Genomic DNA, 26,442 nt, shown 5'->3' on the forward strand with positions numbered 1-26,442 from the left:
GCCGGAATTCAGCCTATAAGCGGTCGCACAACGAGATGCCAGGCCGGAGTTGTCCGCTTCCGCTGAAAAATCGAGGATCGATCCCCGCCATGCTTCGTTCGTCTCTTGCTCTCCTTGCCTCGCTTGCCGTTGCGCTGCCGACGGCAGCGTCTGCCGCCACGCAACAATCCTTCAAGGGCGAGTATACGGTATCGATCCTCGGCCTCTCGGTGGCGAAAGCAACCTTTTCTAGCAGTTACGAAGGCGATACCTATTCGATCGACGGTAGCGTCTCCAGCGCCGGCCTCGCCACAATCTTCGACGACACACGCGGCACGATCTCGTCAAAAGGCACGATTTCGGGCAAGCAATTGCAGCCACAAGCGTTCCGCGCCGACTACAAGTCGGGCGAGAAGGCGTCGATGATCGATATCCAGTTCGCCAATGGCACTGTTATCGCGACGAAGGTCGTGCCTGCGCCGAAGAAGCGCAATCCCAAAAATTGGATACCGCTGGGCGCCAGCCATCTCGCGTCGGTGCTCGATCCCATGGCTGCCACTGTCATCCATGCCGACAATCTCGACAAGGTCTGCGGGCGCACGGTGAAACTCTATGACGGCGAGATGCGCGCCAATCTGACGCTGACCTACGATTCGAAAGGCTCGACCTCGGTGCGCGGCTACAAGGGCGAGACCGTCACCTGCAGGCTGGGCTTTGAGCCGGTGGCGGGGTACCGCAAGAACCGCAAAGCTTTGAAGTACCTGAAGGATCGCAGCCGCATCATGGTGACATTTGCGCCGGTCGGCCAAACTGGCGTATATGCGCCGATCCACGCCACGGTCAGCACGAAAATCGGCACTCTCACCGTCAGCGCGGAGCGGTTCGAAGCAACAGAATAGGCGCGATTGCGCGCCGCCGGAGACGGACATGGCGCGCGCAACACTGATCGGCTTCTCGGCGGTCGCCATGTGGGCGCTGCTGGCGCTGCTTACGGACGCCTCCGGCGCGGTGCCGCCGTTCCTGCTTTCGGCGATCACCTTCACGATCGGCACCGGCGTCGGGCTCGTCGCGCGGCTTATCATGCCGGCCACCGACAGCCGGGAGAAAATACCGCCGCAAGTGTGGGTGATCGGTATTGCCGGCCTATTCGGCTATCACTTCTTCTACTTCACTGCGCTGCGCAACGCGCCGGCGGTGGAGGCGAGCCTCATCGCCTACCTGTGGCCGCTGCTGATCGTGCTCGGATCGGCGCTGATGCCGGGCGAGCGGCTGGCCTGGAACCATGTCGTCGGCGCACTGCTCGGGCTTGCCGGCACTTTCCTGATCGTCACCAAGGGCGGCGGGCTTGCCTTCGACGCGCGCTATGCATTCGGCTATGCGATGGCTGGCGTCTGCGCCGTGCTGTGGTCGGCCTATTCGCTGCTGTCGCGGCGTTTCCCGTCGGTGCCGACCAGCATCGTCACCTGGTTTTGTGCGGCCACGGCAGCACTTTCCCTTGTCTGCCATCTGATGCTGGAAGAGACGGTGCTGCCTGTCGGCGCCGGCCAGTGGCTGGCCGTGCTCGGCCTCGGCCTGATGCCGGTGGGCGCGGCCTTCTACGCCTGGGACATAGGCGTCAAGCGCGGCAACATCCAGGTGCTGGGCTCGGCGAGCTATGCCGCGCCGCTGCTGTCGACGCTGGTGCTGATATCAGCCGGTTTCGCCGAGCCGTCCCTGCGCATTCTCGCCGCCTGCGTGCTGATCACCGGCGGGGCAGCGCTGGCGGCGAAATCGCTGTTCTTGCGCAAGCAGGCAACGAGCGGGGCCGAGGCGTGATGCCGTTTCCCGGCGGTATCGAAGCCAACGCCAATGCGACGCTGCTGTTTTCGCTGGTGGCGGCGGTGATCTACGCCTTCATCATCGACATGCCGCCGACGCTTGCGCGTTCTGCGGTCAAGACGCTGGCCGTGGCAATGCTTGCCGTGCTGGCCTCGCTGCAGGACGGTCCGTGGCTGCTCGTAGCGGCACTGGCGCTCAGCGCCGTCGGCGACGCGTTCTTGTCGCGCGACGGTGAAACGGTTTTTCTCGGCGGGCTGGCCAGTTTTCTCGTCGCGCATGGGCTTTACATCGCGCTGTTCCTGCGTTCCGGCGGTGGGATCGGGCTGCTCTCGGCCGAGCCGTGGCGCGCGGCGATTGCCCTGGCAATGGCCGTGTTCGCGCTCGCCATGCTTTTTGCGCTCTGGCGCCGTGTCGGCCCCGCCTTGCGCCTTCCGGTCAGCGTCTATATCGCGGCAATCCTCGCCATGGCGATTTCAGCCCTGACGCTGAGCAATATCTGGGTCGTCGGCGGCGCCGTGCTGTTCATGGCGTCCGACGGGCTGCTCGCCTCGGAAAAGTTCCTGCTGACCGCCATTTCGCCACACCGCGCCTTGATGCGCCATGCGGTCTGGATTCTGTATTACGCCGCCCAGCTGGGGATCACGATGGGTTTCCTGTTGGGTTAGGTATGTCGACTTCAGGGTGATGCCGGCTGGAATCTCAACATACCTACGTCGTTCCCGGCTGCCAGCCCGGTTCGGCCAGCTCGAAGGCGGCGAAATCGAAGCCCGGAGCCACGGTGCAGCCGACCAGCGTCCACTCGCCCAGGCTGCGTGCCGACTGCCACCAACCTGCCGGCACGACGATCTGCGGCCGCTCGCCCGCCCCCAATGCCGTGCCGAGCACCTTCTCGATCACCGGCCCGTTTTCCCCATGTATCGACAGCGCCAGCGGGGCGCCGGCATAGAAGTGCCAGACCTCGGCCGCGTCCTTGACGCGGTGCCAGGCCGACACTTGCTCCTGCTCCAAAAGGAAATAGATCGCGGTCGAATGGCCGCGCGCGCCTTCCGCGCCATCGCGGAAGGTTTCGGCATACCAGCCGCCTTCCGGATGCGGTTTCAGGCCGAGCGTTGCGATGATTTCGGCGGAACTGGTCATTGGCTCCAGAACGTCACGGTTTCCAGACCATCAATGGTGCTCAGAAATTGTCCTTGCGCTTGCGAATTTCGGCGAACACTTCGGCGTCGGAGGCGTTCTCCATGCCGAGATGCTTGCGGATTGCCGGATCGTGCCAGCGCAGGAACGGATTGGTCGACAGTTCCTCGCCGATCGTGGTCGGCAGCGTCGGCTTGCCGTCGGCGCGCAGCGCCTCGATTTTCGCAGCGCGCTCCTTTAACGCCGAATTGGTCGGGTCGACGGTCAGCGCGAAGCGGGCGTTGGAAAGCGTGTATTCATGGCCGCAATAAACGACCGTCTCGGCCGGAAGTGCCGCGAGCTTTTTCAGCGAATCGTACATCACCGGCGGCTTGCATTCGAACAGCCGGCCGCAGCCGAGCGCGAACAGCGTATCGGCGGTGAACGCCACTTTCGATCCCGGCAGGTGATAGGAGACATGGCCTGCCGTGTGGCCTGGCGTGGCGATCACGTCGATCCTCTCCTCGCCGAGGTGGATGACCGAACCTTGCTCGACGGTTTCGTCGATGCCGGGGATCTTGGCCTTTTCCGCTTCCGGTCCGACGATGCGCAGCTTGAAGCGCTCCTTCAGCGCCAGATTGGCCTCGACATGGTCGACATGGTGATGGGTGGTCAGGATCATCGTCGGCGTCCAGCCGGTACGCTCGATCGCAGCCAGGATCGGCGCCTCCTCGGGCGCGTCGATGATCGCGGTCTGGCCGCTTTTGGGGTCATGCACCAGCACGCCGAAATTGTCGCTGCGGCACATGAACTGTTCGATTTCAACCGGCATAGCATCTCTCCACTAGAGCGGTTCGTCGTTTCACGGAAACGCCGAACCGCTTTATGTCTTTGTTTTTGCGCAATTCCGGACGGAAAACCGTTTCACACTTTTCCTAGAATTGCTCTAGCGCGCCGTACGTCCAGTTGGACGCACAAAGAACGCTCTAACACTTTTTATCTGCTGCATCCTGCTTTCGATTTCGGGCCGATGCAGTAGTCGCCGCAGACATAGGGCGCTTGCCCGCGGATGTCATCCGCCTTTGTTGAACTTGGACAGCATCGAAGATAGCGTGCCGCGCATGCATTCCGATATAGTCGACATTCGCTCCTTCTATTCGACCACGCTCGGGCGCTTGGCCGAACGCTCGATCACTATGGCGTTGTCCTCGATTTGGGCTGTCGTGCCCAATGAGCGGCTGGTCGGCCTGGGTTACACCTTGCCGTGGCTGGAGCGGTTCGGCACCGACGCAGAGCGTGTCTTTGCCTTCATGCCGGCGACGCAAGGCGCGGTGGTCTGGCCGGCCACGGGGCCGACCGCAACCGCGCTGGTCTTCGATGAGGAATTGCCGCTGGTCGATGCCTCCATCGACCGCATGCTGCTTGTCCATTCACTCGAACATGCCGAGAACCCGCGCGAGACGCTGAACGAAATCTGGCGGGTGCTGTCGCCCGCCGGCCGCGTCGTCATCGTCGTGCCCAACCGGCGCGGTGTCTGGGCCCGTTTCGAGCATACGCCGTTCGGCAGCGGCCGGCCCTTTTCGCGCGGCCAGCTCACCGAATTGCTGCGCGAAGCGAATTTCACGCCCGCCGCCTGGTCCGACGCCCTGTTCTTCCCGCCATCGCGGCGACGCTTCATGATGCAGTTCCACAATGTGCTGGAGCGCGCCGGCCGCAGGTTCTGGCCGATCTTTTCCGGCGTCATCGTGGTCGAGGCGCAGAAGCGGCTCTATCAGGGCGTGCCCGTCGTCCAGCGCGCCTCTCGCCGCGTCTTCGTGCCGGTTTTCTCGCCGCATGGCGCCACAAGGCTCGGCCGGATATCGCCGACCGGGAACGCGACATTGCCGAGCCGTCGATGACATTTTCGTGATCGGGATCGGGCTTTTCCTCACCTATCTGTCGAAAGCGGGTTTGCTACCCGAATGTGTCGACATGTTCACCGGTTTCAGCACCGCTTGCCAATTTCAAGGACTTCACCAATGGCTGATCATCCGGATGCAGAGGCCAGCGCCAAGCCGGTTGCCGCGTCGATCGAGGCCAGCAGCTTGCGCGACCAATTGGCGACGATCAAGCTGGCGCTGGGGACCTCGCCGATCCGCAAACACCTGCTCTGGGCCTGCGTCGGCATAGTCGCCGTCATTGTGGCAACCTCGATCGGGCAGGTTCTGCTCAATCGCTGGAACGAGCCCTTCTACGACGCGCTGGCTCGGCGCGACATGCAGGGCTTCCTGCACCAGCTTCTGGTCTTTGCCGCCATCGCCGGCGGACTTGTGGTGCTCAATGTCGGCCAGACCTGGCTCGACCAGAGGATCCGGCTGAAGCTGCGTGAGGCGTTGACCCTCGATCTGATCGGTGAATGGATGCGGCCGGCGCGCGCCTTCCGGCTCGCCAACGCCGGCGCCATCGGCGTCAACCCCGACCAGCGCCTGCAGCAGGATGCCGGACATCTCTCCGATCTTTCCACAGGCCTCGGCATAGGGCTATTGCAGTCGTTGATTCTGCTTGTTTCGTTCGTCGGCGTCTTATGGTCGCTGTCTTCTGGCTTCGTCTTCCATATCGGCGGCTATTCGCTGGCCATTCCGGGCTACATGGTGTGGGCCGCGATCCTCTATGCCGGTACCGCCTCCTGGCTGAGCTGGCTGGTCGGTCGGCCGCTCATCCGCTTCAACAGCGACCGCTACACGCGTGAAGCGGAGCTGCGCTCCTCGGTGGTCCGCGTCAACGAGAATGTCGATGCCATCGCGCTTGCGCACGGCGAAGCCGACGCGAGACGACGGCTCGAGCTCGACCTCGGCACGGTGCTGGGCGCGATGCGGCGCATCTACAGCGCCCAGATCAATCTTTCCTGGGTGACCGATACCTATGGCTGGATCACTGTCGTCGCGCCGATCCTCGTCGCCTCACCCGTCTATTTTGCCGGCGATATCAGCTTCGGCGGGCTCATGATGGCTGTCGGCGCCTTCAACCAGGTACATGCCTCGTTGCGCTGGTTCATCAACAATATCGGCGGCATCGCCGATTGGCGCGCCACGCTGATGCGCGTCGCCGATTTCCGCATAGCGCTCGTTGAAACGGACGCGCTGCACGACACCGAAGAACGCATCACGATCGGCGAAAACCCGAATGGCAGGCTGACATTCGAGAACCTCGAGGTTGCGTCGCGGGATGGATGTGCGAAGTTCGCCATGCCCCATGTCGAAATCCGCGCCGGCGAGCGCGTCATGATCACCGGAGATGCGCGCGCCGGCAAGACGCTGTTCTTTCGCGCCATTGCCGGTCTGTGGCCGTGGGGAAGCGGGCGGATCGGCATGCCGGCCGGAGAGGTGCCCGCCTTCGTGCCCCGCAAGCCCTATTTCCCGCTCGGCACGCTGCGCGAGGTGCTCAACCACGCCGATGCCGCGGTCAGCGACGCCGAGATCTCGGCGGTGCTTGCCGAGGTCGGTCTTGGGCGTCTGTCGTCCTCGCTCGACCGCTCGGCGCGCTGGGAGCGCGAATTGAGCGATGACGAGCAGCGCCTGCTTGCCGTTGCCCGGCTGGTTTTGCGGCAGCCGAAATGGGTGATCATCGACGAGGCTTTGGACACGTTCGACGGCGCGACGCTGAGTCGGGTGCTGTCGATGCTGGAGGCGCGTCTCGCCGGCGCCGCGATCCTCAACATCGGCCGGAGCCAGCAGAACATCGAATTCTTTCCGCGCTCGTTGGCGATCGTGAAAGACGTCGAGCGACCGGCTCTCAAGCCAGTCCGTGTCAGGGCCGGCGCGATCGAACCACCCCCGGCCGTCGCCGCAGCCTACCAAGAGACGTAGCCGGCGATACTCAGCCAAGCTTTATTTCGCCGTGATCGCGGCGAAAGATTGCCGGCATCGTGCCAAAGTTCGCGGCGTTGGACCCATGCTTGACGCGCTTAAAACGCGTCCCGTTGAAGAGATTCATGCGACACGCTTTAAGCCTTTGTTTCTATGCCTGTCGTTACCTCAAAACCGCTTCGCACCTTTGGGCGACATGCATCAGCCTGCTTGCCTGCCTTGACTGCGCTCAGGCAGCACCACTGGCCGCGCCTGCCGATACCATTGCAGTGGACGTCGAACTGGTGCTGGCGGTCGACATTTCGCACTCGATGAACGAAAGGGAATTCGCCCTGCAGCGCGCCGGCTACGTCGAGGCGCTGCGCCACCCCGACTTCATCAATGCGGTGCGTTCGGGTGTGACCGGCCGCATCGCGCTGGCCTATTTCGAATGGGCAGGCACCGTCCGCGACGATGCGGTCATTGCCTGGCAGGTCATCGATAACGCTGAGAGCGCCGACGCATTCGCCGACAAGATCGAGGCGCGCCCGTTCAGGAGCTTTCGCGGCACCTCCATTTCCGGTGCGCTCGGCTTCGGCGCCAAGCTTTTGGATGGAGCCGCTTTCGAGGCGACGCGCAGCGTCATCGACATTTCAGGCGATGGCCCCAACAATACCGGGATTCCCGTCACCACGACACGCGACGCCGCGGTGGCAAAGGGTATCGTCATCAACGGCCTGCCGATCCTGGTCAGCCCGTCGCCCAGCTTCAGCCATCTCGACCAATACTATGCCGATTGCGTTACCGGCGGGCCAGGCTCCTTCGTGCTGCCGGTCTATGCCGCTTCCGAATTCGTGACCGCCATACGCCGCAAGCTGATCCTAGAGGTCAGCGGTGTTGCCGGTCCCGGGGCCGATCGCGGGCCGATCCGGGTCGATGCGGCAGCACCGGTCGACTGTTTGCAAGGCGAGCGCGACCGGCGGTTTTTCTCCGATCCGTATTTTCCGGAACTTAATCGCTAGCTGGTCGGGCAGGCCGAGCGCCATATTGGCCGAAGAAGCGACGGCCGTTATCGCCTCAGCAGGAACACCGCTTGCTGGCCAAAGAAATTCCAGAACCACCATGGCATCGAGAGGCCGATTTTCTGGCCATTGGCGTCGAGCGCGGTTGCCCTTTCCACCGTTGCGCCGAGCTCCTCGCAGAGATTGACGAAGTCGCGGATGGTGCAGAAATGGATGTTGGGTGTGTCGTACCAGGAATAGGGCAGGTCCTTGGTCACCGGCATCCGCCCTTCGAGGAACAGCGAAAGGCGCACCCGCCAGTGGCCGAAATTGGGGAAGGAAACGATGGCGTGCTTGCCGATCCTGAGCAACTCGTCGAGCACCAGCTTCGGGTTGCGGGTCGCCTGCAAGGTCTGCGACAGGACGACGAAATCGAAACCCTTGTCAGGATAGAATTTGAGGTCCTTGTCGGCGTCGCCCTGGATGACGGACAGGCCGCGCGCCACGCATTCGTTGACGCCGCGCTGCGACAGTTCCATCCCGCGGCCGTCGACCTGCTTCGTCGCCTGCAGCAATTCGAGCAGCAGGCCATCGCCGGAACCGACGTCCAGCACCCGCGACTGCGGCGGGATGAGATCGGCGACGACTTCGAGGTCGACGCGCTGGGCGTGGTTGACACTCATGATCTCGCCTTTTGCCTGGCGCATGATCCTGATCCGAAAAGTCTGCAACTTTTCGGTGTCATGCGCTGATGCCTGGCTAATGATGCCGGTCCGGAAAGCCTGCAATCTTCAGGGGTCATGCGCTGAGCCCCCTGGCGCGGGCCGCCGAGGCGATGAAGCCGTTGATGGCCGCGAACAGCTCCGGCTCGTCGAGCAGGAAGGCGTCGTGGCCGCGATCGGTCTCGATCTCGACGAAGGACACCGAGGCGCCGGCTGCATTCAGCGCGTGAACGACCGAGCGGCTCTCCTCGGTCGGGAACAGCCAATCGCTTGTGAAGGAGACCAGGCAGAAACGGGTCCTGGTGCCCGCAAAGGCGTCGGCCAGTCGGCCGCCATGGTCGGCGGCGAGGTCGAAATAATCCATCGCCCGGGTCATGTAGAGATAGGAGTTGGCGTCGAAGCGGTCGACGAAGGTCATGCCCTGATGGCGCAGATAGCTCTCAATCTGGAAGTCGGCGTCGAAGCCGAAGGTGAGCGCTTCACGGTCCTGCAGGTTGCGGCCGAATTTCCGGTGCAGGGCCGCTTCCGACAGGTAGGTGATGTGAGCGGCCATACGCGCCACCGCCAGCCCCTTTTCCGGGCGCTTGCCCTGCTCGAAATATTTGCCGCCATTCCAGTCCGGATCGGCCATCACCGCTTGCCGGCCGACTTCATGGAAGGCGATGTTCTGCGAGGAATGGCGCGCGCCGGTGGCGATCGGCAGCGCCGAGAAAACGCGCTCCGGATAGCTCGACGCCCATTGCAGCACCTGCATGCCGCCCATCGAGCCGCCGAGCACTGAGAACAGTTTTTCGATGCCGAAATGGTCGACCAGCATCAACTGCGCCCGCACCATGTCGCGGATGGTGATGATCGGCAGGTCAAGCCCGTAGGGCTTGCCGGTGGCTGGATTGGTCGAGGCGGGGCCGGTCGAGCCGAGACAGCCGCCGATGACGTTTGAGCAGATTACAAAGAAGCGGCTGGTGTCGATGATCTTGCCGGGGCCGATCAGCACTTCCCACCAGCCCGGCTTGCCGGTCACCGGATTGGTGCTGGCGACATGCTGGTCGCCGGTCAGCGCATGGCAGACGAGGATGGCGTTGGAGCGGGCGTCGTTGAGCGTGCCGTAAGTCTTGTAGGCGATCTGGAACGGTGACAGCAGTGTGCCGGCGTCGAGCTTGAGCGGCTTGTCGGCACCGAAACGCAACACCGGGCTCGACGGCTCGTCGGCCTCGTTGTTGGTTTTTTTAGTGCGCAGCGCGACCATCGCATCCTCTTACATTAACCCATCGCGTTTTCCGAAAACCGATTCCGGTTTTCGGGTCGATGCGATATCCGGCCGGCTACGGATAGCAAAAAAACCGGCATTGCCCTCGCAAAGCCGGTTACAGAATGCAAACGGCCCTTTAGCGAGTTGTTTAACGTGGCTGCAAGCCGACCGGCCAAATCACCACGGGATTTCGCCTTTCTTCTAGGACCGGCGCGCCTCGGCGTCAACGGCCAGTCGCTCACCCATGATCGCCGCCTCTCGACATTCCAGGCCGCGGCTTGTATTTCCGCTGCGGCTTCCCGGGCGGAAGCGTTCTCGACGGATTTTTGCAATATGAACCAGGCATCGGATCAGGCACGTCCAACGCCCCGCGCGGGGATCATGGACATCGAAGCCTATGTGCCGGGCAAAAGCACGGCGCCGGCCGGCATCGCCAAGATCTATAAATTGTCGTCGAACGAGAACCCGCTCGGCCCCTCGCCGAAGGCGATAGAAGCCGCGCGTGACGTTGCGGCCAAACTCGACATATATCCCGACGGCACTGCCAGGCGCCTGCGGGAGGCAATCGCCGAGGTGCATGGCCTCAACCCGGCGAACATCGTCTGTTCGAATGGTTCCGACGAGATTCTGGGCCTGCTTGCGCAGACCTATCTCGCGCCCGGCGATGAAGCTGTCATCACCGAACACGCCTTCATGGTCTACAAGATCTACATCCAGTCGGCAGGTGCTGTCCCGGTGTCGATCAAGGAAACCAATGAGCGCGCCGACGTCGATGCGATCCTCGCTGCGGTGACGCCGCGGACCAGGATCATCTTCCTCGCCAATCCGAACAACCCGACCGGTACCTATCTGCCATTCCAGGAGGTGCGCCGCCTGCATGCCGGCCTGCCTGGGAACGTGCTTCTGGTGCTGGATGCAGCCTATGCCGAATATGTCCGCCGCAACGACTATGAAGCCGGCGTCGAACTGGTGGCTGGCGCAGAAAACGTGGTCATGACCCGCACCTTCTCCAAGCTCGGCCTCGGCGGCGCGCGGATCGGCTGGATGTACGCACCGATGCATATCATCGACGCGATCAACCGCGTGCGAGGTCCCTTCAACGTCAACGCGACGGCGATCGAGGCCGGCATTGCCGCGATCCGCGACCGCGCCCATGTCGAGCGCAGCGTGGCGCATAACGAGACCTGGCTGCGATGGGTGAGCGAGGAGTTGACTAAGCTCGGACTGCGGGTGACGCCGAGCGTCGGCAATTTCGTGCTCATCCACTTTCCCGAGGACCAAAAGCATTCGGCGGCGGCTGCGGACGATTACCTCTCAGCGCGCGGCTACATATTGCGGCGCGTTTCCGGCTACGGCTTCCCGAATGCACTGCGCATGAGCATCGGCACCGGAGAGGCCAATCGCGGCGTTGTCGCCGCCCTCGCGACATTTCTGAAAAGCTGAACCCCGAAAAGCTGAAACAATGACATCACCGATGTTCGAAAAGATCGCGCTGGTCGGCATCGGCCTTATCGGCTCGTCGCTGGCCCGCGTCATCCGTCGCGAAGGCCTTGCCCGCCACATTGCCATCTCGACACGCAGCGAAACGACGCTAGCGCGGGCGAGGGAACTTGGCCTCGGCTCCTCCTACACGATGGACGCGAAAGAGGCGGTCCGCAATGCCGACTTGGTCATCGTTTCGGTGCCGGTCGGCTCTTCGGGCGAGGTCGCCGCCGAAATCGCACCGGCGCTGAAGCAGGGCGCCATCCTCACCGACGTCGGCTCGACCAAGGCGTCGGTCATTGCGCAGATGCAGCCGCATGTGCCTGCCGGCGTGCATTTCATTCCCGGCCATCCGTTGGCCGGCACTGAAAAATCGGGTCCGGACGCTGGCTTTGCCGAACTGTTCGAAAACCGCTGGTGCATCTTCACGCCGTTGCCCGGCACCGATCCGGCAGCATTGGAAAATCTCTCGGAATTCTGGCGCCGCTGCGGTTCCAATATCGATACGATGGACCCCCAGCATCATGACATGACATTGGCCATCGTCTCGCATCTGCCGCACATCATCGCCTACAACATCGTCGGCACCGCCGACGACCTGGAGTCAGTGACCAAGTCCGAGGTCATCAAATATTCGGCCTCCGGCTTTCGCGACTTCACTCGCCTTGCCGCGTCCGACCCGACGATGTGGCGGGATGTCTGCCTGCACAACAAGGATGCCATCCTCGAAATGCTGGCGCGGTTCTCGGAAGATCTGGCCTCGCTGCAGCGGGCGATCCGCTGGGGCGACGGCGAAAAGCTGTTCGACCTGTTCACCCGCACCCGCGCCGTCCGCCGCTCGATCATTGAGGCCGGCCAGGACATCGATGTGCCGGACTTTGGCCGGCAGGCGGTCGAGCACCCATCCAAGGCATAGAGCATCGGACCCAAAAGTGGGTACCGGCTTTGGGGAATCCGATGCTCAAACAAAGGCAGAGCGGCGGTGGTACGATTCGATTTGAAAGCCCGCCGCTTTCTCAGGCCGGCCAATGAGCCGCCATCATCGCCAGTGTCTCGGCCCTGTCCGGCGCGCCCAGCCTGCCGCCGAACCGCAGGCATTTGAGCGCGGCGGCGGCGCTGGCAAACCGCAAGGTCTGTTCGACCGGCATCGCCTCCGCCAGCCCGACGGCAAAGGCGCCGTGAAACACGTCGCCAGCGGCAAGCGTGTCCACTGCCTTGATCCTTGGCGCCGCGACATGGCGCACGGACGCGACCGAGCGGTCGAACCACCAGCTTCCCGCCGAGCCGCCGGTCACCGCTACGAATGCATCGGTGCGTCCGGCCAACGCTTCACAGGCCTTTTGCGGGCCTTGCTCCTCGCCGCAGAGGATGAATGCCGCTGGCTCCGACGCGACGATGTGCGAGGCGAGCGGAAACAGGCGTTCCAGCACGTCTCGTGGAGCGGTGTCGGCGTCCAGTATGGCTGGACGGCCGATTGCGCGCGCCGCCGCCATGGCCAGAGCTGCTGCGCCCGGCCAGCGCACATCGACCAGGACGGCGTCGAATGGGGTGAGGTCCTGGGTGGGGAGGGCCTCGGGGTCGGCCTGGGCGAGCTTGTCATAAAAAGGAACGATGATGCGCTCGCCATGCGTATCGACCAAGATGGCCGACAGTGCCGAACGCGCGCCGGTGACGCGCCGGACAAAGCTGCAATTGACGCCTTCGGCCTCGATCCCGGCGACCAGCTGATCGCCGACGGGGTCGTCTCCCGCGCTCGCCCACAGCGATACGTCCGCGCCGAGCCGGCGTGCGGCGCAGGCCGCGCTCGAAGCCATGCCCGAGGCGATCTGGACGCCGTCGGCCGCGATGAACTTGCCCTGACGTGTCGGAAGCGTGTCGACGCGTAGGATCGTATCGAGCGTCAGCGCGCCAACACTCAGGATCTTCACCGGGCGGTTCATTTATCTTCCTGTTTGACCATGATCTTTTCCGAACTGGAGGTTCGCAATCTTGGTCTAATCGACCGGCTTGATCCTGCCCAGCGGGATAAAACCGAGCGAGGCCTTGCCCTTAACGACCTTGAGCGGCATCGACGGTTCGTTGCCTAGCAGCGCCAGCCCGGCAAAGCCTGTTTTGATCTGGCTCTTCTGCTCGGGAATGGCCTTGCCGAGGATTGCCGCCACCGCCTTCGGATCGCTGAGCTTGATCATCAAATCGGCGTCGATCAGCCCGTCGGCATCGACCGAAACCGGTCCGGAAACGGTGATACGCGCAGTTCCCGACGACAGATCGAGCTTGCCGATATCGACCGCCTGGCCGCGCAGGCTCCTTGACTGCGTGTTGATCAGCGCCACGCCGTTCTTCAGCGTCACGTCGCCGCTGCCGTCGAGCGGCGGCAGCACGCGACCATCGATGGCGTCCGGGTCGATTTGGAGATCAGTAAAACTCCCGGCATAGTCGATGTCCTGGCCGTTCGGACGCAATTGTCCGGCCGCCGTCCCGGCGCTGAACAGCTCGACCGGGTCTGTGCCATCCGCCGGATCGGTCTGGCCGGACAGGCCCTCTGCCTCCAGCGAAATGCTCCGGGGCAGCGGCCAGGACAATTTCAAGTTCGCTCGCAGATTATCCCAGTCGATCCATAGCGGGGTCATCCCCGGAACGGAGGTCCTGAGCGGTCCCCGCAGGTCGACGCCAGGCGACAGGATCTGGGTGATGTGCGTAGCCGCGTGGAGGCTGCCGAGCGAGGCGGCGACGTTCCTTGTGTCGTCTTGATAAGCCAGCCTGTCGCAGGAAACGGCGAAGCTCGAGGGATAGCCGCTGACCGTGAGATTGGCGCAGTCCGCCTCGATGCCATTGCCGTCGAGCTCGGCCACCGCTTTGCCGGCTTCGCTCTTGACCTTGTCTGCCAGGTAGAACCAGCCGGCGCTGTAGAGGCCGAACAGCACGACAATGAAAGCGCCGAGCCAGAGCAGCCGGCGGAGAAAATTCGGCGGGCGTTCGTCACTTGACGTCATGCTGCGGCTCTCGTTGGCGCGTGTTGCAGAGGGGACTGTCGTTTCCGGCAACATCAGGTAGACGGAGGAGGATCGAAAAAACACCGATTCCAGTGCGGTGCCGCAACAGGCTTGGCGATATGGGCGATTTTTGGGTTTTTGGCTACGGTTCGCTGATCTGGCGGCCGGGATTTGCGCATGTCGAGACGCGGCGCGCCCGCCTTCACGGCTACCGCCGGTCGCTGTGCGTCTACTCCTTCGTGCATCGCGGCACGCGCGAACGGCCCGGCCTGGTGCTCGGCCTCGACCGTGGGGGCTCCTGCATCGGGCTGGCTTTCCGCGTCCCCGGCGATCTGCGCAACGAGGTCATTACCTATCTGCGCGAGCGCGAGCTGGTCACCAATGTCTATCGCGAGCGCATGCTTAGCATTCGCCTCGACAGTGACGGTATGAACGGGGGCGAGATTGTCCCGGCGGTCGCCTATGTCGTCGACCGTACCCACGAGCAATATGCCGGTGCGCTCGATGCGGCCGATGCGGCGACCGTCGTTCGCGGCGCCGTCGGCCAGTCGGGAAAGAACGAGGACTACGTGCTCAGCACGCTGGAGCACCTCGAAGCGCTTGGGATCCGCGACCACTGGCTGGAAGAAGTGGCGAAACGGATTGGGTCGTGATCTTCTTTCGTTGTTTGACCATGATCTTTCCGAAAACCGGTTCCACTTTTTGCTTCGCTGACCTTCGGTTCGGGATCATGGTCCGGGCTACATCCTGAAAATCTGCTTCCCGAGATCGGCGCGATCCAGGCTGTTTGTCACGGCGAGCTCGAACTCCGCCAGCGGATGGATGCCGCCGACAGGGACATGGAAATCGGGTTGGCCGAAGATGTCAACAATCTCGCGCAACACCGGCCGGTCGGCTTCGACAGGCGGCGAAAAGAAGTAGCGGTAGATATTTGCCCTGATCTCGATGCCGCTCAGCAGCACGTCGAAATTGTGCAGTTCGAAAAGCTCGCTGCTCATGCCGCCATTGATGACCATCTGCCCGCCCATCGCGAGGGTGCGGATCAATTCGCCACTGGCGGGTCCGCCGACATTATCGATGATCCCGTTCAACCCGGCGCCGCCGGTCATGTCCATGACCGCTTCCCTGATACGGACCTTCAAATCCGACAGATCGAGGATGGCGGTGGCACCAAGCCCCTTCAGGTCCAGCCTGTCGTGAGAGCGTCGCACGACCGCGATCACGTTGATGCCGCGCCGTTGGGCGAACTGCATCACAATCGTCGAAACCGATGAATAGCCGGCCGTGACGGCCAGCCACTGTCCAGGCTGCACACGGGAATCCGCCAGCAGGTCCCAGGCGGTGATGGGGTTCACCATCTGCCCGGCGCGTTCGACCGGATAGTTGGCGGGCAGCGGGATCAGCCATTCGGCCGGAACGGCCGCATATTCGGCCCAGCTGTTGTAGTAGCTGAATGCGACAAGCGTGCCCGGTTTCAAAGCGACGTTGGCGCCCACGGCCTCGACAATGCCGGCGCCATGGTTTCCGGCGATCTGCCGGGGCAAATGCGGCTTCTTCGGTTCGGGATAGAGGTTCTGGATGAACAGGAAGTCGCCAGGGTTGACCGAGGCGGAGATCATCCTGACCAGCACCTCGCCGTCGCCAATTCGCGGCATGGGCACGTCGTGCAGATAGAGCACGTCCCGCGGCGAGCCGATTGCGTCGAACACGATTGCTTTCATCTCGGCCTCCAATAACGGGCGATCTGGTCATGCAATCTGGACGCGGCCAGATCGCAGGCACCGATGTTTGCATCGGCGTCGAGGAATCTAAGCTCGCTGGCAAAAATCGGAATTGGCAGATTTGACAATCTATGTGCTAAACTTGCCATAGCTGTTCAAAAGGAGGCATCTTGGACAATCGTTCCGTCCACGCCGTGATCTGGCTGCCGTCGACCTTTTATTCCGCCGTCGCCGCGACACTTGTCGAAATGTTCGAACTGGTGAACACCATTCGCGGCGCGCCGGCGATTTCGTTCGAATTCGTGGCGCGGCAGGCCGACGCCACTACGGCGCCTGGGATTTCCTTCGTTACCAGACGCGAACCCTCGCAGCGCATGAACCTGCTGATCCTGCTGGCCATGCCCGGCATGCAAATCCCGGAGCTGGTTGCCGCGCTGGAGGAAGAGAGCCGCCACGCCGCGCCGCTTATCGCAAGCGCGCAACGCGACGGTGCCATCATCGCCGCGCATTGCGGGGCCGGTTTCTTCCTGGCAGACGCCGGTCTTCTCGACAGAAAGCGCGCGACGATCTCCTGGTGGCTGAAAACCGATGCCCAGCGCCGCTTTCCGAAGGTGCGTTGGGACGCATCACGTGTGCTGATCGGGGACGGACGAATCTACACCTGCGGCGGCGGTTTTTCAGGCCTGGAGCTCGGCAAGGCGCTTCTGCGGGATCTTGGCTTCGCCAGGGAGGAGCGCCTGGTTCGCAAATTGCTGGTGCTGCCGCCGTCGCGGCAGATCCAGACACCCTACGAGTTCCCGCTCACCGATCTGCTGCCTTCGCAAGAACCGTTCCGCGACCGGCTCGAAGCTTTATCCAGGAAACAGCTCGGAGCGCTCGACCTTGCCTTCCTCGGCGCGCAACTAGGTCTGTCACCGCGAACGCTGGCGCGCCGGTTTTCCGATGAATTGCACACCACTCCCGGTCGATGGATCCAGGACCGGCGCCTTGAGGCCGCGAAAACACTTCTTGAAAGCACCAAACTCGGTATTTCGGAAATATGCTACCAGGTCGGCTACCGGGATACGGCCTCATTCAGCCGGCTTTTCAACCGCGTGGTCGGGCTGCCGCCTGGTGAATACCGGCGCCAGAGCCAGTAGCTCACCGGCCGGAACGTGGATCGCGCCCCCGGATCGCGCCCTTGTGAAGCACTGGTCCGTCGGAAAGGATGGCGAGGCCTTTGACCTCGGCGCGGTAAGACCTAGGTTAAGCCAGGGCCTTTCGCCCGCTCCTTTCCATTCCCCCACGGAGATCAATCGTGCAGAAACGTCGTCTCGGTCAAACCGACCTGTCCATCGCGCCGCTAGTCCTGGGCGGCAACGTCTTCGGCTGGACCGCCGACGAGAAAACCTCTTTCGACCTGCTCGACCGCTTCGTCGATGCCGGTCTCAACGCCATCGACACCGCCGATTCCTATTCCCGCTGGGTTCCCGGCAACAAAGGCGGCGAATCCGAAACCATCATCGGCAAATGGATGAAGAGCCGCGGCAACCGCGACAAGGTCGTGGTGATCACCAAGGTCGGGTCGGATATGGGTCAGGGCAGGAAAGACCTCTCCGCCGCCTATGTCGAAAAGGCCATCGATGCGTCGCTGAAGCGGCTGCAGACCGATGTCGTCGATCTCTATCTGTCGCACTGGCCGGATCCGACGACCCCCTACGAGGAAACGCTCGGCGCCTATGAAAAGCTGCTCGCCGAGGGCAAGATCCGCTACGTCGGCGCCTCCAACCTCGATGCCGGCCAGGTGCGCGCCGCGCTCGATGTGGCAAGCCTGCGGGGCCTGCCGCGCTATGCGGTGCTGCAGCCGGAGTACAACCTTTATGACCGCGCCTCCTTCGATGGGCCGCTCCGCGATCTGTGCATGGCCGAGGATATCGGCGTCATCACCTATTTCAGCCTCGCCAAGGGGTTTTTGAGCGGCAAATACCGAAGCGAGGCCGATCTTGGCCAAAGCGAGCGCGGCGAGGATGTGAAGGACTACCTTAACGCACGCGGCATGTGCATCCTGGCGGCACTCGACGCCGTGTCGGCACGTCACTCGGCCAAGCAGGCGGAAGTAGCGCTCGCCTGGATCATCGCACGGCCCGGCGTCACCGCGCCGATCGCCAGCGCCACGACACCGGACCAGGTCGACAGCCTAATCCGCGCCGCATCATTGAAGCTCAGTCCAGACGATATCGCCGAGCTCGACAGCGCGAGTGCATAGAGGCCAGCGCGAAGCGGCGGCTTGCTCAAACAGCAGCCAACGATCGTGCGCGGCCTGCCCGGAAGGCTGCCGCACGATCGTTCAAGACGCCCTGCTCTGCCCTGCCATACCATTGATCGCATCGCGTCGGGATACTGGTATACAGATGGCCGAGCAGGTCTTTTCCCATCCGGAACTATGGCGGCAATTGCTGGCGCTTATCCTGGCATCGGCGGTCGTGATGGGCAGTCCGGGGCCGGCGACGATAAGCGTCACCGCCATTGGCGCCGCCTTCGGCCTGCGCGGTTCGCTTCGCTACGCCTCGGGCATCATTCTTGGTACGGTTGCCGTGCTTTTGGTCGTGACGACCGGCATCACGGCCATGCTTTCCTCTGTGCCCAAGCTCACACCGCTCCTGGCGGTCGCGTCGGCGACCTACATCCTCTACCTCGCCTTCAAAATAGCAACGGCTCCGCCTTTGGCTGCGCGTACCGGCGGGGCGGCACGTCCCACATTCCTGGGTGGGTTTGTTCTGGCCGTCGCCAACCCCAAAGCCTATGTGGCGATCGCCGCCGTCTTCGCCGGCACGTCGTCGACCGATGAGCTCGATGCAGGACTCAAGCTTGCGGTCCTCGCCTCGATGATCGTCGCCATCCATGCCCTTTGGCTTCTCGCCGGGGCCGCGTTTGCGCGCTTTCTGCGCAAACCGCTGGCTTCGCGGATCATCAATCTGACGTTCGCGGCGATACTGGTTTTGACCACGGCGTTGGCTGTGATTCCCTAGGGGGCCCTACCGGTCAGACGGGCGGCTCAGGCCCGGGTATCGGAGGCCAATTCCCTTAGCCGCTTCACCGCCGTCGGCGGCAAGGGCGGCGGGTTCGGCGCACGGGACGCCTCGACAAGCAGCTGGTCGCAGGCGGCTTCCGTCTCGCCGATCAGCCGTTCCATGAATTCCTGTTTGTCCAACCCGGGTGGGATCGGCGGCAGGAAGCGGGCCTTGATCGTCCCGGGATAACGCAGGAATTTCCGGCGCGGCCAGTAGAGGCCGGCGACATGGGCGACCGGCACCACCGGAATGCCAAGCTGCGCATAGATCTCGACGATGCCGTATTTGTAGGCCGGCTCGTCGCCCGGCGCTCGGCGCGTACCCTCGGGATAGATGATCAGCTGGCGGGGATTGCGCGCCAGCTCCTGTTTGGTCGCGGCGACGACTGCCTTCAATGCTTTCGAGCGGCTGCCGCGGTCGACCGGGATCATCCGCATTTTCAAGATGTACCAGCCGAAGAACGGGATCCAGGTCAGTTCCCGCTTCAGGATGTAGATCGGATCCTGCAGGAGGGGGAAAAAGGCAATCGCATCCCAGAAGGATTGATGCTTGGGCGCCAGGATGAAGGAGCCTTCGGGCAGGTTTTCCTGGCCGGTGATCTCGCTTTTGGTGCCGGCGATCTTGTCATAGAGCCACATGCTTGTGCGCGACCAGAATTTCGGCACGAACCAGGCGCGGTGGCGCGGTGACAGGAAATAGTACGGGGTCCAGAGGATCATCTGGACGATCAGATTGACATAGAAGACGAAGTTGAACGCCAGCGAGCGGATAAGGAGCATGGGAGAAGTGCCCGGTGAGGAGGTGTGCGTTGGTTACACCAAGCGCGGGCAAAAAGGAAACGATGCGAAATCGATCCGACTTTGACCCGCTATCCGTTCGTCAGGCCTGCCACGTCGCTTGCATCAGCCGCTTCTTCAGGCGAGGGGCGGCGAAATCGACGAACGCACGCAGTTTCACTGGCAGCAGACCCTGGCCGGCATGCACGAGACTGACCGGCCATGGCTGCGGCTCGAATGCCTCCAGCACGGTGCAGAGTGTGCCCGCCCGCACCGCAGCTGTGATCTGGTAGGAAAGCACCCTCGTCATCCCGGCGCCGGCAACCGCGGCATCGACCGCCGCTTCCGCGGTGTTGACCCGAAGCCGTGAGCGGATCGGAACAGCGAGCTCGGTCTTGCCGGTGGCAAAAGTCCATGCGGCGGGAGCGGTGAGCCCTTCGAAGGTGATGCAGCTGTGTGCCGCGAGGTCTCTCGGGGTCTCCGGCATGCCGTGCTCGGCCAGATAGGCCGGGCTCGCGCAAACAACGCGCCGGATCGAGCCGATACGGGTGGCCACCAGGCTCGAGTCGGGAAGCTCGCCTATGCGGACGGCGAGATCGATGTGCTCCTCGCTCAACTGGGTTATCCGGTCCGCGAGCATCAGGCGGATAGCCACGTCGGGGTAGGCGGCGAGGAAGCCGGTGACGACCGGCAGCACATGCAGGCGGCCAAAGACGATCGGTGCGGTGATGATCAGTTCGCCGGTAGGGGCGATGTATTCGCCGGCGGCGGTCCGCTCGGCCTCGCCGACCTCGTCGAGAATGCGACGGCAGGCAGCGAGGTAGGCGTGACCCGCGTCGGTCAGCGTCAGCTGCCGCGTCGAGCGGTTCAGGAGACGCGCCTTCAGATGCCGCTCCAAGTCGGAGACCTTGCGGCTGACCGTTGCAAGTGGGATGCCGAAACGGCGACCGGCGGCCGAAAGGCTGCCGGCCTCCACCGCGGCGACGAAAAGCGACATGGCCTCGAGGCGATCCATGGTTCTCCCGAAAAATGGAAGGATCAATTGCAAATATGACAGCTACATCCGAAACATGGAAGGGGGCATGTTTGGTGGCGAAGCTGATCGACGAGAAGGAAGTGCCCATGCCCCGTATCTCTACACCTGCGTCCATAGAGGCGGCGCCAGCTGCGTCGCAGCCGATGTTGCATGCCGTCGAGAAGCAACTCGGCGTCGTCCCAAATCTCTTCAGGCTCGTTTCCAATAGCCCGGCTGCGCTGGAAGGCTATCTCAGTCTGTCCGGAGCGCTTGCCAAGGGCCGCCTTCCCGCGCCGACGCGCGAGCGCATCGCTCTGGCGGTCGCCGAGATCAATGGCTGCAGCTACTGCCTTTCCGCCCACACCTATCTCGGCAAGAACCTCGCCAAGCTTGACGATGCCGAGATGGTCGCCAATCGCGGCGGCGGGTCCAACGACCCCAAGGCCGCCGCAGCGGTGCGTTTCGCCGCTAAGATTGCGCGCGACCGTGGACATATCGGTGACGAGGATCTCAGCGCCGTCAGGCTCGCAGGCTACGACGATGCGCAGATTATCGAGATCGTCCAGCATGTCGCTCTCAATGTCTGGACCAATTATATCAATGAGGTTGCCAGGACGGAGATCGACTTTCCGGTCGTTTCTGCCCGCAGGGCAGCTGAATTCAGCAACCGTGAGCCCATCGCAAGGAGTTCCCATGGCTGAAAGCCGCCCGCCGCTCCCGCCATTCACCGCCGAGACCGCCGCACAGAAGGCACGCATGGCGGAGGATGCCTGGAACTCCCGTGATCCGGCACGGGTCGCGCTTGCGTACACAATCGACAGTCGCTGGCGCAACCGGGCCGAGTTCCTGCAAGGGCGCGACGCCATCCAGACCTTCCTCACACGCAAATGGGGTCGCGAACGCGACTACCGGCTCATCAAGGAGGTTTGGGCCTTCCGCGACAATCGTATCGCCGTACGTTTCGCATATGAATGGCACGACGACAGCGGCTCGTGGTTTCGCAGCTACGGCAACGAGAACTGGGAGTTCGATGAACATGGATTGATGCGCTTGCGCATCGCCAGCATCAACGACCTGCCGATCCGCGAGGCCGACCGCAAATATCATTGGCCGCTCGGCCGCCGGCCGGACGACCATCCCTCTCTGACGGAACTCGGCCTTTGAAGGAGGCTTTCCATGAACGCTCACGTCTTCACCAGCGATGTCGCCTTTACGCCAACCGTCAAGGCGATCCAGGCCCGAAAAGGCTCACGCGTGGCCTATGCCCGCGTCGAGGAGCGCGGCGGCTGGCAAGCTGATATAACGCCCGATCTCGCCGCCTTCATCGAGGCGCAGACCAGCGTCTTCCTGTCGACGGCCAATGGTGACGGCCAGCCCTACATCCAGCATCGCGGCGGGCCGGCCGGCTTTCTCAAGGTGCTCGACGAGCGGACGATCGGCTTCGCCGATTTCTCCGGCAACAGGCAATTCATCACCCAGGGCAATCTGGACGACAACCCCCGCGCTTTCCTGTTCCTGATCGACTATGCGCACCGGCAGCGCATCAAGATCTGGGGCAGTGCGCGTGTCGTCGAGGACGACGCCGAACTGATGGCGAAGCTGATGCCGGAAGGCTACAAGGCGCGCCCCGAGCAAATCATCCTGTTCACGGTTTCCGCCTGGGATTCCAATTGCCCGCAGCACATACCACAGCGGTTCGAAGCGGCCGATGTGGCGGCGGCGCTGGCCGAGAGGGACAAGCGTATCGAACGTCTCGAACAGGAGATCGCGCGCCTGCGCAGCGCCTCATGCGCCACGGTCAAGGAATGATACAGGTTCCAGATCGGCTCAGTTCGGCGCAGCAGCGTCTGCCAGCGCGATGCCGGTCGGCGTTGGCTTCACCGGCACGATGCCGCGCGCCAGCGCCAGCAGATATTTGTTATATTCGGTGAACAGCACGCGCAGCGCCCTGGGCTTGGTCAGCCAGCCGCCATTGCCGAGGTTGCTGTTGACAACCGGATAGGGCTCGAGCTTGGCCTTGTGCAGCAGCCGGCCCATTTCCAGCAGGCTGCGCGGCATGTGATAGTTGTTGGTGACGAGGATCACGGTGCCATAGGCGTGGTCTTCCACCCACTTGGCACTTTCCTCGGCATTGCCGATCGTGTCGAGCGCGGCGCGGTCGATGTCGACGCAGCAGGAAAACAATTTCTTGTCGCCGCGGGTCGCGACCTGAAGCTGGCGGCGGCTGGCGGAAGGATGCACGCCGCTGATCAGCAGCCGCTCGCCCTTGCCGGACGCAAGCAGACCCATAGCGGCATCGAGACGTGAATGGCCGCCGGTCAGCACGATGATGGCATCGGCTTTTGCCGGATTGATAGGAGTCGCGAGACGGCTGACAGTGTTGGCGAACCAACCGAAGCCGCCGGCAAACAGCGTCGCCAGCACGAGCAGAAAGAAAGCGGAGATGCGCAATGCGCCCGCCAATCGGCCGGGCTTGACGCGCTCGCTGGAAGGCGCAATCACCAAGGGTAACTGTCCAGCCGTTCCGGTCGACTCGCGCGCGTCCATCGTCTCTATCGTTAACCCCGAAATGCGGCGTTTAGTAGGTCAAAACGCACACATTACGTTACGCTAATTCTCTATTCGTGATCACCCCGCGTCCGGTTGGCGGACATCGATGTCGCTGAGATAGGTGACGACGGTGACATGGGAGGTTGCCGCCGTCAGCGCACCGATGACCAGCACCATGAGGACCACGCCGAGATAGCCCGCCGAACCGATAGCGAAATTGCCGAACAAGGCGGTCGCCTGATCGGCCTCCGGCGTTGCCATGTTGCGCGACGACCACCATGAGAAGACGATGAAGACGAGCACCGCCGCCGCACCCCCGGCGGCTGCGCCCTTCATGCCGGTGACCAGAAAGTGGTGGCGGAATTCGCGCGCGATAAAGCGCGCTTCGGCGCCGACGAAATGCAGCACCTCGATGATGTGGCCGTTGCCGGCCATGGCGCCGCGCGTTGCAAACACCACGGTCAGCACGGTTGCCGACAGCATCAGCGCCAGCACGGCAATGCCGATTGTCACCGTGGTACGGGCCATGGCCACCAGCCGGTCGACCCAGGTGCGATGGTCGTCAAGGGCTGCACTGGGCAGCTTCGGCGTGATCGCGGCGCGCATTGCGGCGAAGTCGGGCGGGTTGTTCTCGTCTATGGTGACGATGATCAGACGCGGCACCGGCAGCTCGTCGATGTTGAGACCCGAACCCAGCCACGGCTCCAGTAGCCGCGCCGTGGCATCGCGGTCGACGATCCTGGCGCTCTTCACGCCAGGAAATTCGCCGGCGATCTGCGAGGCCTGGGCAAGTGCTGCCTCCATGTCGAGGCCGTCTATCGGCTTGATCTGGATGGTTGCCTCGCGTGAGATCTGGTTCTCCCAGACCGAGGCGGTGTCGCGCACCAGCGTCACCGCGCCGAAGGTCAGGCAGGAGAGGAACGTCATGATGGCGATGACCAGGACCAGCGCCCGGCCGGCGATGTTCTGCGCCGGCACGATCGGCGCCATCTTGCGTTGAACGCGCTGCGTCGTCGCAGCCTTACCGGCGTGCTGGTCTTCGACATGGTGAACGGAAAGGTCAGTCATAGATATCCAGCCTTCCGCCGGCCAGGATCATGCGCCGTGCGTCGACCTGTTCCATCAGGCCGAGGTCGTGCGTTGCAATCACCACCGCAGTGCCCAGCCGGTTGAGTTCGATGAACAGCCGCAACAGGCGTCGCGCCAGCGGCGGATCGACATTGCCGGTCGGCTCGTCGGCAAGCAGGATCTCGGGCTGCTCGATCAGCGCCCTGGCAATTGCGGCGCGCTGCTTCTCGCCACCCGACAGCACCGGCGGCAGCACATGCATGCGCTCGCCAAGGCCGACCCATTTCAGTAACTCGGTGACGTCGGTGCGGTAGCTCGCCTCCTCGCGCCCGCGCACGCGCAGCGGCAAGGCCACATTCTCATAGGTCGTCATGTGGTCGAGCAGGCGAAAGTCCTGGAACACCACGCCGATGCGCCGCCTCAGATGCGGCAGCTCGGTGCGCGAGATGCGCGAGCGGTCCTTGCCGAAGATGGTGATCAGCCCGCGCGTCGGCTTGAGTGACATGAACAAAAGCCGCAGCAGCGTCGTCTTGCCGGCGCCCGAAGGGCCGCTCAGGAACTGAAAGGAGCGCTCCGGTATGTGCAAGGAAATGTCGCGGAGGATTTCCGGACCCATGCCATAGCGGAGGCCGACATTTTCGAAGCGGATCACGTTCGACGACCTGAAACTTGCGGCGGCGACGAGCCAGCCTTCTCTGAGAAGAGACCATCGGCCGGCATGGTTAACCGGCAGTTAATTCGGAGGTTTTTTAGGCGCGTCACAAGGGTTCCGGTGGGGAAGCGTTAACCATTTCCGTTTACGCAAAAGAAACGAAGACGAACAAGTGCCGTAGTGCTGGGGCCGTGATGGCTGACGATCGAACCGCGCGCCCGGTTTTCGGCGAATTCATGACCGATTCGGCCGCAAATCCTGCGCCGGAACGCATCTTGCGTGATCCAGCCGACGACGTCGTCGATGCCGAGTACGAGGTGCTGCCGCGCCTCACCGGCGGCATGGACCCTTCACAACCGCTTTCGCGGGTGATCGCCACGCCCTCAATCGAAGGCATGGACATGCTGCGCAAGCCCAAAGCCGCGATGGAACGGCTGCGGGCGTCGCGCGGCGGGCCGATCTTCTGGATCGCCGGCCTCAGCGCGGCGTTTGCAGCCTTCTGGATCTCGGGCGGGCACGCGCTGCTGCGCCAGGCGCCGCTTCTTCTTGCGGCACAGGAAACGGGCGCCGCCCTCACCATTTCAGGCGTCACGTCGCGTATCGATGCGTCCGGGCCGGAACCTGTCCTGTTCGTCGGTGGCGAGGCCGCGAACGACGGCGCCAGCCCGTCGCCATTGCCGCCGCTGGAAATCCGGATCACCGGCAATGACAGGCGCACAACCCGCTATAGGCTGGGGACATTCAATCGTTCGCTGGCGCCCGGCGAAAGATTTGGCTTTTCCAGCCGGCTCGACGTGCCTAGAAACGGAGTCAAGACCGTCTCGGTCACGTTCGCCAATTAGGGACGATCATTTCTGGAAAGGCAGCCAATGCCAATCGTGCGCGGCAAGGATATCGAGGTCCTGTTTTCGGCGTCGGCGATTGCCCGCCGCAATCTGGAGCTCGCCAAGGAGATCGCCGGGCACGATTATCAGGACCTTCTGGTGATTTCGGTGCTGAAAGGATCGTTCATCTTCGCCGCCGATCTTATCCGCGCCATGCACGATGTCGGCCTGTCGCCCGAGGTCGAGTTCATCTTCATTTCCAGCTACGGCGCCGGTACCACCAGCGGCGAGGTGAGGGTGCTGCGTGACATCGACAATGAAGTCGCCGGCCGCGACGTGCTGTTGATCGACGACATTCTCGAATCCGGCAAGACGCTGTCCTTCACCCGCGATCTGATGCTGTCGCGCGGCGCCAAAAGCTGCGCCATCGCCGTGCTGCTCGACAAGCGCATGCGCCGCCAGACTGCGCTCAACGCCGACTATGTCGGCTTCGACTGCCCCGACTATTTCGTCGTCGGCTACGGCATGGATGTCGCCCACGCTTTTCGCGAACTGCCGTTTGTCGGCATCGTCAAGGGCGACGCATAGATCTATCTTCGATACCG

At 63.1% G+C, this 26,442-nt stretch carries 29 protein-coding genes and 1 riboswitch; of the genes, 17 read left to right on the forward strand and 12 right to left on the reverse strand.

Annotated features, from left to right (window positions below; translation table 11 throughout):
* Nucleotides 1-89: 89 nt before the first annotated feature.
* From EN807_RS08030 to EN807_RS08040, 3 genes are read left to right on the forward strand one after another with little or no spacing between them, the layout of a single operon-like run.
* Nucleotides 90-878 (forward strand): DUF3108 domain-containing protein, encoded by a 789-nt coding sequence (locus EN807_RS08030; RefSeq protein ID WP_135934526.1) that lies wholly within the window; start codon nucleotides 90-92, stop codon nucleotides 876-878.
* Between the two features lie 28 nt (nucleotides 879-906).
* The gene (locus tag EN807_RS08035) at nucleotides 907-1,794 is read left to right on the forward strand and encodes an EamA family transporter (RefSeq protein WP_135934527.1); all 888 of its coding nucleotides are present in this window, start codon (nucleotides 907-909) and stop codon (nucleotides 1,792-1,794) included.
* Nucleotides 1,794-2,462, forward strand: a complete 669-nt coding sequence (locus EN807_RS08040) for a lysoplasmalogenase family protein (RefSeq protein ID WP_135934528.1) — start codon at nucleotides 1,794-1,796, stop codon at nucleotides 2,460-2,462. Before EN807_RS08035 ends, EN807_RS08040 begins: the two co-directional genes overlap by 1 nt.
* Before the next feature lie 43 nt (nucleotides 2,463-2,505).
* Here the strand turns inward: EN807_RS08040 and EN807_RS08045 are convergent, their stop codons facing one another.
* Entirely contained in the window at nucleotides 2,506-2,934 is a 429-nt protein-coding gene (locus EN807_RS08045) for a cupin domain-containing protein (protein ID WP_127319976.1), read from the reverse strand.
* A 40-nt stretch (nucleotides 2,935-2,974) separates the two neighbouring features.
* Nucleotides 2,975-3,742, reverse strand: a complete 768-nt coding sequence (gene gloB, locus EN807_RS08050; RefSeq protein ID WP_135934529.1) for a hydroxyacylglutathione hydrolase — start codon at nucleotides 3,740-3,742, stop codon at nucleotides 2,975-2,977.
* Nucleotides 3,743-4,031: 289 nt separating this feature from the next.
* Here gloB and EN807_RS08055 point away from each other — a divergent pair, with 289 nt between their 5' ends.
* The 3 genes from EN807_RS08055 (at nucleotide 4,032) to EN807_RS08065 (ending at nucleotide 7,756) form a co-directional block, all read left to right on the forward strand.
* Nucleotides 4,032-4,808, forward strand: a complete 777-nt coding sequence (locus EN807_RS08055; RefSeq protein WP_127319986.1) for a methyltransferase domain-containing protein — start codon at nucleotides 4,032-4,034, stop codon at nucleotides 4,806-4,808.
* A gap of 120 nt (nucleotides 4,809-4,928) precedes the next feature.
* Complete coding sequence (locus EN807_RS08060) at nucleotides 4,929-6,755, forward strand: ABC transporter ATP-binding protein/permease (RefSeq protein WP_135934530.1); 1,827 nt, start codon at nucleotides 4,929-4,931, stop codon at nucleotides 6,753-6,755.
* A gap of 200 nt (nucleotides 6,756-6,955) precedes the next feature.
* Nucleotides 6,956-7,756: a DUF1194 domain-containing protein gene (locus tag EN807_RS08065; RefSeq protein ID WP_281405201.1), complete on the forward strand. Its 801-nt coding sequence runs from the start codon at nucleotides 6,956-6,958 to the stop codon at nucleotides 7,754-7,756.
* Nucleotides 7,757-7,803: 47 nt separating this feature from the next.
* On the opposite strand, the gene metW is transcribed toward EN807_RS08065, so the two are convergent.
* Entirely contained in the window at nucleotides 7,804-8,418 is a 615-nt protein-coding gene (gene metW, locus EN807_RS08070; protein WP_065008548.1) for a methionine biosynthesis protein MetW, read from the reverse strand.
* A 115-nt stretch (nucleotides 8,419-8,533) separates the two neighbouring features.
* The gene (locus tag EN807_RS08075) at nucleotides 8,534-9,703 is read right to left on the reverse strand and encodes a homoserine O-acetyltransferase (RefSeq protein WP_135934532.1); all 1,170 of its coding nucleotides are present in this window, start codon (nucleotides 9,701-9,703) and stop codon (nucleotides 8,534-8,536) included.
* A gap of 119 nt (nucleotides 9,704-9,822) precedes the next feature.
* Nucleotides 9,823-9,900, reverse strand: a riboswitch (SAM riboswitch).
* Nucleotides 9,901-10,039: 139 nt separating this feature from the next.
* On the opposite strand from EN807_RS08075, the gene hisC reads away from it, so the two are divergent.
* Both hisC and EN807_RS08085 read left to right on the forward strand, forming a co-directional pair.
* On the forward strand, nucleotides 10,040-11,149 hold the full coding sequence (hisC, locus tag EN807_RS08080; RefSeq protein ID WP_135934533.1) for a histidinol-phosphate transaminase: 1,110 nt from the start codon (nucleotides 10,040-10,042) through the stop codon (nucleotides 11,147-11,149).
* A gap of 19 nt (nucleotides 11,150-11,168) precedes the next feature.
* Nucleotides 11,169-12,104 carry a prephenate/arogenate dehydrogenase family protein gene (locus EN807_RS08085; protein ID WP_189522370.1) on the forward strand — a complete coding sequence of 312 codons (936 nt, stop codon included), beginning with the start codon at nucleotides 11,169-11,171 and terminating at the stop codon, nucleotides 12,102-12,104.
* A 100-nt stretch (nucleotides 12,105-12,204) separates the two neighbouring features.
* On the opposite strand, the gene EN807_RS08090 is transcribed toward EN807_RS08085, so the two are convergent.
* Nucleotides 12,205-13,128 carry a sugar kinase gene (locus tag EN807_RS08090; protein WP_135934534.1) on the reverse strand — a complete coding sequence of 308 codons (924 nt, stop codon included), beginning with the start codon at nucleotides 13,126-13,128 and terminating at the stop codon, nucleotides 12,205-12,207.
* Nucleotides 13,129-13,182: 54 nt separating this feature from the next.
* A complete protein-coding gene (locus tag EN807_RS08095) occupies nucleotides 13,183-14,181 on the reverse strand; it encodes a DUF2125 domain-containing protein (RefSeq protein WP_135934535.1) in 999 nt (332 codons plus the stop codon).
* Between the two features lie 119 nt (nucleotides 14,182-14,300).
* Here EN807_RS08095 and EN807_RS08100 point away from each other — a divergent pair, with 119 nt between their 5' ends.
* A complete protein-coding gene (locus tag EN807_RS08100; protein ID WP_135934536.1) occupies nucleotides 14,301-14,834 on the forward strand; it encodes a gamma-glutamylcyclotransferase in 534 nt (177 codons plus the stop codon).
* Between the two features lie 87 nt (nucleotides 14,835-14,921).
* Here the strand turns inward: EN807_RS08100 and EN807_RS08105 are convergent, their stop codons facing one another.
* Nucleotides 14,922-15,902, reverse strand: a complete 981-nt coding sequence (locus EN807_RS08105) for a zinc-binding dehydrogenase (protein ID WP_135934537.1) — start codon at nucleotides 15,900-15,902, stop codon at nucleotides 14,922-14,924.
* A gap of 170 nt (nucleotides 15,903-16,072) precedes the next feature.
* Between EN807_RS08105 and EN807_RS08110 the strand changes: the two genes are divergently transcribed.
* The 3 genes from EN807_RS08110 to EN807_RS08120 all read left to right on the forward strand — a co-directional run bounded on the left by EN807_RS08110 (nucleotide 16,073) and on the right by EN807_RS08120 (nucleotide 18,910).
* Nucleotides 16,073-17,041 carry a helix-turn-helix domain-containing protein gene (locus EN807_RS08110; RefSeq protein WP_135934538.1) on the forward strand — a complete coding sequence of 323 codons (969 nt, stop codon included), beginning with the start codon at nucleotides 16,073-16,075 and terminating at the stop codon, nucleotides 17,039-17,041.
* A 158-nt stretch (nucleotides 17,042-17,199) separates the two neighbouring features.
* Nucleotides 17,200-18,147, forward strand: coding sequence for an aldo/keto reductase (locus EN807_RS08115; RefSeq protein ID WP_135934539.1), 948 nt, complete (start codon nucleotides 17,200-17,202; stop codon nucleotides 18,145-18,147).
* A 145-nt stretch (nucleotides 18,148-18,292) separates the two neighbouring features.
* Nucleotides 18,293-18,910, forward strand: a complete 618-nt coding sequence (locus EN807_RS08120) for a LysE family translocator (RefSeq protein WP_135934540.1) — start codon at nucleotides 18,293-18,295, stop codon at nucleotides 18,908-18,910.
* 26 nt (nucleotides 18,911-18,936) lie between these two features.
* Here the strand turns inward: EN807_RS08120 and EN807_RS08125 are convergent, their stop codons facing one another.
* Nucleotides 18,937-19,731 carry a 1-acyl-sn-glycerol-3-phosphate acyltransferase gene (locus tag EN807_RS08125; RefSeq protein ID WP_127316013.1) on the reverse strand — a complete coding sequence of 265 codons (795 nt, stop codon included), beginning with the start codon at nucleotides 19,729-19,731 and terminating at the stop codon, nucleotides 18,937-18,939.
* Nucleotides 19,732-19,831: 100 nt separating this feature from the next.
* Complete coding sequence (locus EN807_RS08130; RefSeq protein ID WP_135934541.1) at nucleotides 19,832-20,743, reverse strand: LysR family transcriptional regulator; 912 nt, start codon at nucleotides 20,741-20,743, stop codon at nucleotides 19,832-19,834.
* Nucleotides 20,744-20,850: 107 nt separating this feature from the next.
* Here EN807_RS08130 and EN807_RS08135 point away from each other — a divergent pair, with 107 nt between their 5' ends.
* From EN807_RS08135 to EN807_RS08145, 3 genes are read left to right on the forward strand one after another with little or no spacing between them, the layout of a single operon-like run.
* Nucleotides 20,851-21,444 (forward strand): carboxymuconolactone decarboxylase family protein, encoded by a 594-nt coding sequence (locus EN807_RS08135; protein ID WP_135935811.1) that lies wholly within the window; start codon nucleotides 20,851-20,853, stop codon nucleotides 21,442-21,444.
* The gene (locus EN807_RS08140) at nucleotides 21,437-21,907 is read left to right on the forward strand and encodes a DUF1348 family protein (RefSeq protein WP_065009936.1); all 471 of its coding nucleotides are present in this window, start codon (nucleotides 21,437-21,439) and stop codon (nucleotides 21,905-21,907) included. Before EN807_RS08135 ends, EN807_RS08140 begins: the two co-directional genes overlap by 8 nt.
* Before the next feature lie 12 nt (nucleotides 21,908-21,919).
* On the forward strand, nucleotides 21,920-22,552 hold the full coding sequence (locus EN807_RS08145) for a pyridoxamine 5'-phosphate oxidase family protein (protein WP_135934542.1): 633 nt from the start codon (nucleotides 21,920-21,922) through the stop codon (nucleotides 22,550-22,552).
* An 18-nt stretch (nucleotides 22,553-22,570) separates the two neighbouring features.
* Here EN807_RS08145 and EN807_RS08150 read toward each other — a convergent pair whose 3' ends face one another.
* From EN807_RS08150 to ftsE, 3 genes are all read right to left on the reverse strand, one after another.
* Nucleotides 22,571-23,290 (reverse strand): YdcF family protein, encoded by a 720-nt coding sequence (locus tag EN807_RS08150; RefSeq protein ID WP_127316018.1) that lies wholly within the window; start codon nucleotides 23,288-23,290, stop codon nucleotides 22,571-22,573.
* An 81-nt stretch (nucleotides 23,291-23,371) separates the two neighbouring features.
* Entirely contained in the window at nucleotides 23,372-24,361 is a 990-nt protein-coding gene (locus EN807_RS08155) for an ABC transporter permease (protein WP_135934543.1), read from the reverse strand.
* Nucleotides 24,354-25,013: a cell division ATP-binding protein FtsE gene (ftsE, locus tag EN807_RS08160; protein WP_010911739.1), complete on the reverse strand. Its 660-nt coding sequence runs from the start codon at nucleotides 25,011-25,013 to the stop codon at nucleotides 24,354-24,356. Before ftsE ends, EN807_RS08155 begins: the two co-directional genes overlap by 8 nt.
* Before the next feature lie 191 nt (nucleotides 25,014-25,204).
* Between ftsE and EN807_RS08165 the strand changes: the two genes are divergently transcribed.
* Both EN807_RS08165 and hpt read left to right on the forward strand, forming a co-directional pair.
* Nucleotides 25,205-25,855, forward strand: a complete 651-nt coding sequence (locus EN807_RS08165; RefSeq protein WP_135934544.1) for a hypothetical protein — start codon at nucleotides 25,205-25,207, stop codon at nucleotides 25,853-25,855.
* Between the two features lie 27 nt (nucleotides 25,856-25,882).
* On the forward strand, nucleotides 25,883-26,425 hold the full coding sequence (hpt, locus tag EN807_RS08170; RefSeq protein WP_127316021.1) for a hypoxanthine phosphoribosyltransferase: 543 nt from the start codon (nucleotides 25,883-25,885) through the stop codon (nucleotides 26,423-26,425).
* The last annotated feature ends 17 nt before the right edge of the window (nucleotides 26,426-26,442 follow it).

Source organism: Mesorhizobium sp. M5C.F.Ca.ET.164.01.1.1 (genome assembly GCF_004792125.1).
Lineage (GTDB): Bacteria > Pseudomonadota > Alphaproteobacteria > Rhizobiales > Rhizobiaceae > Mesorhizobium > Mesorhizobium wenxiniae.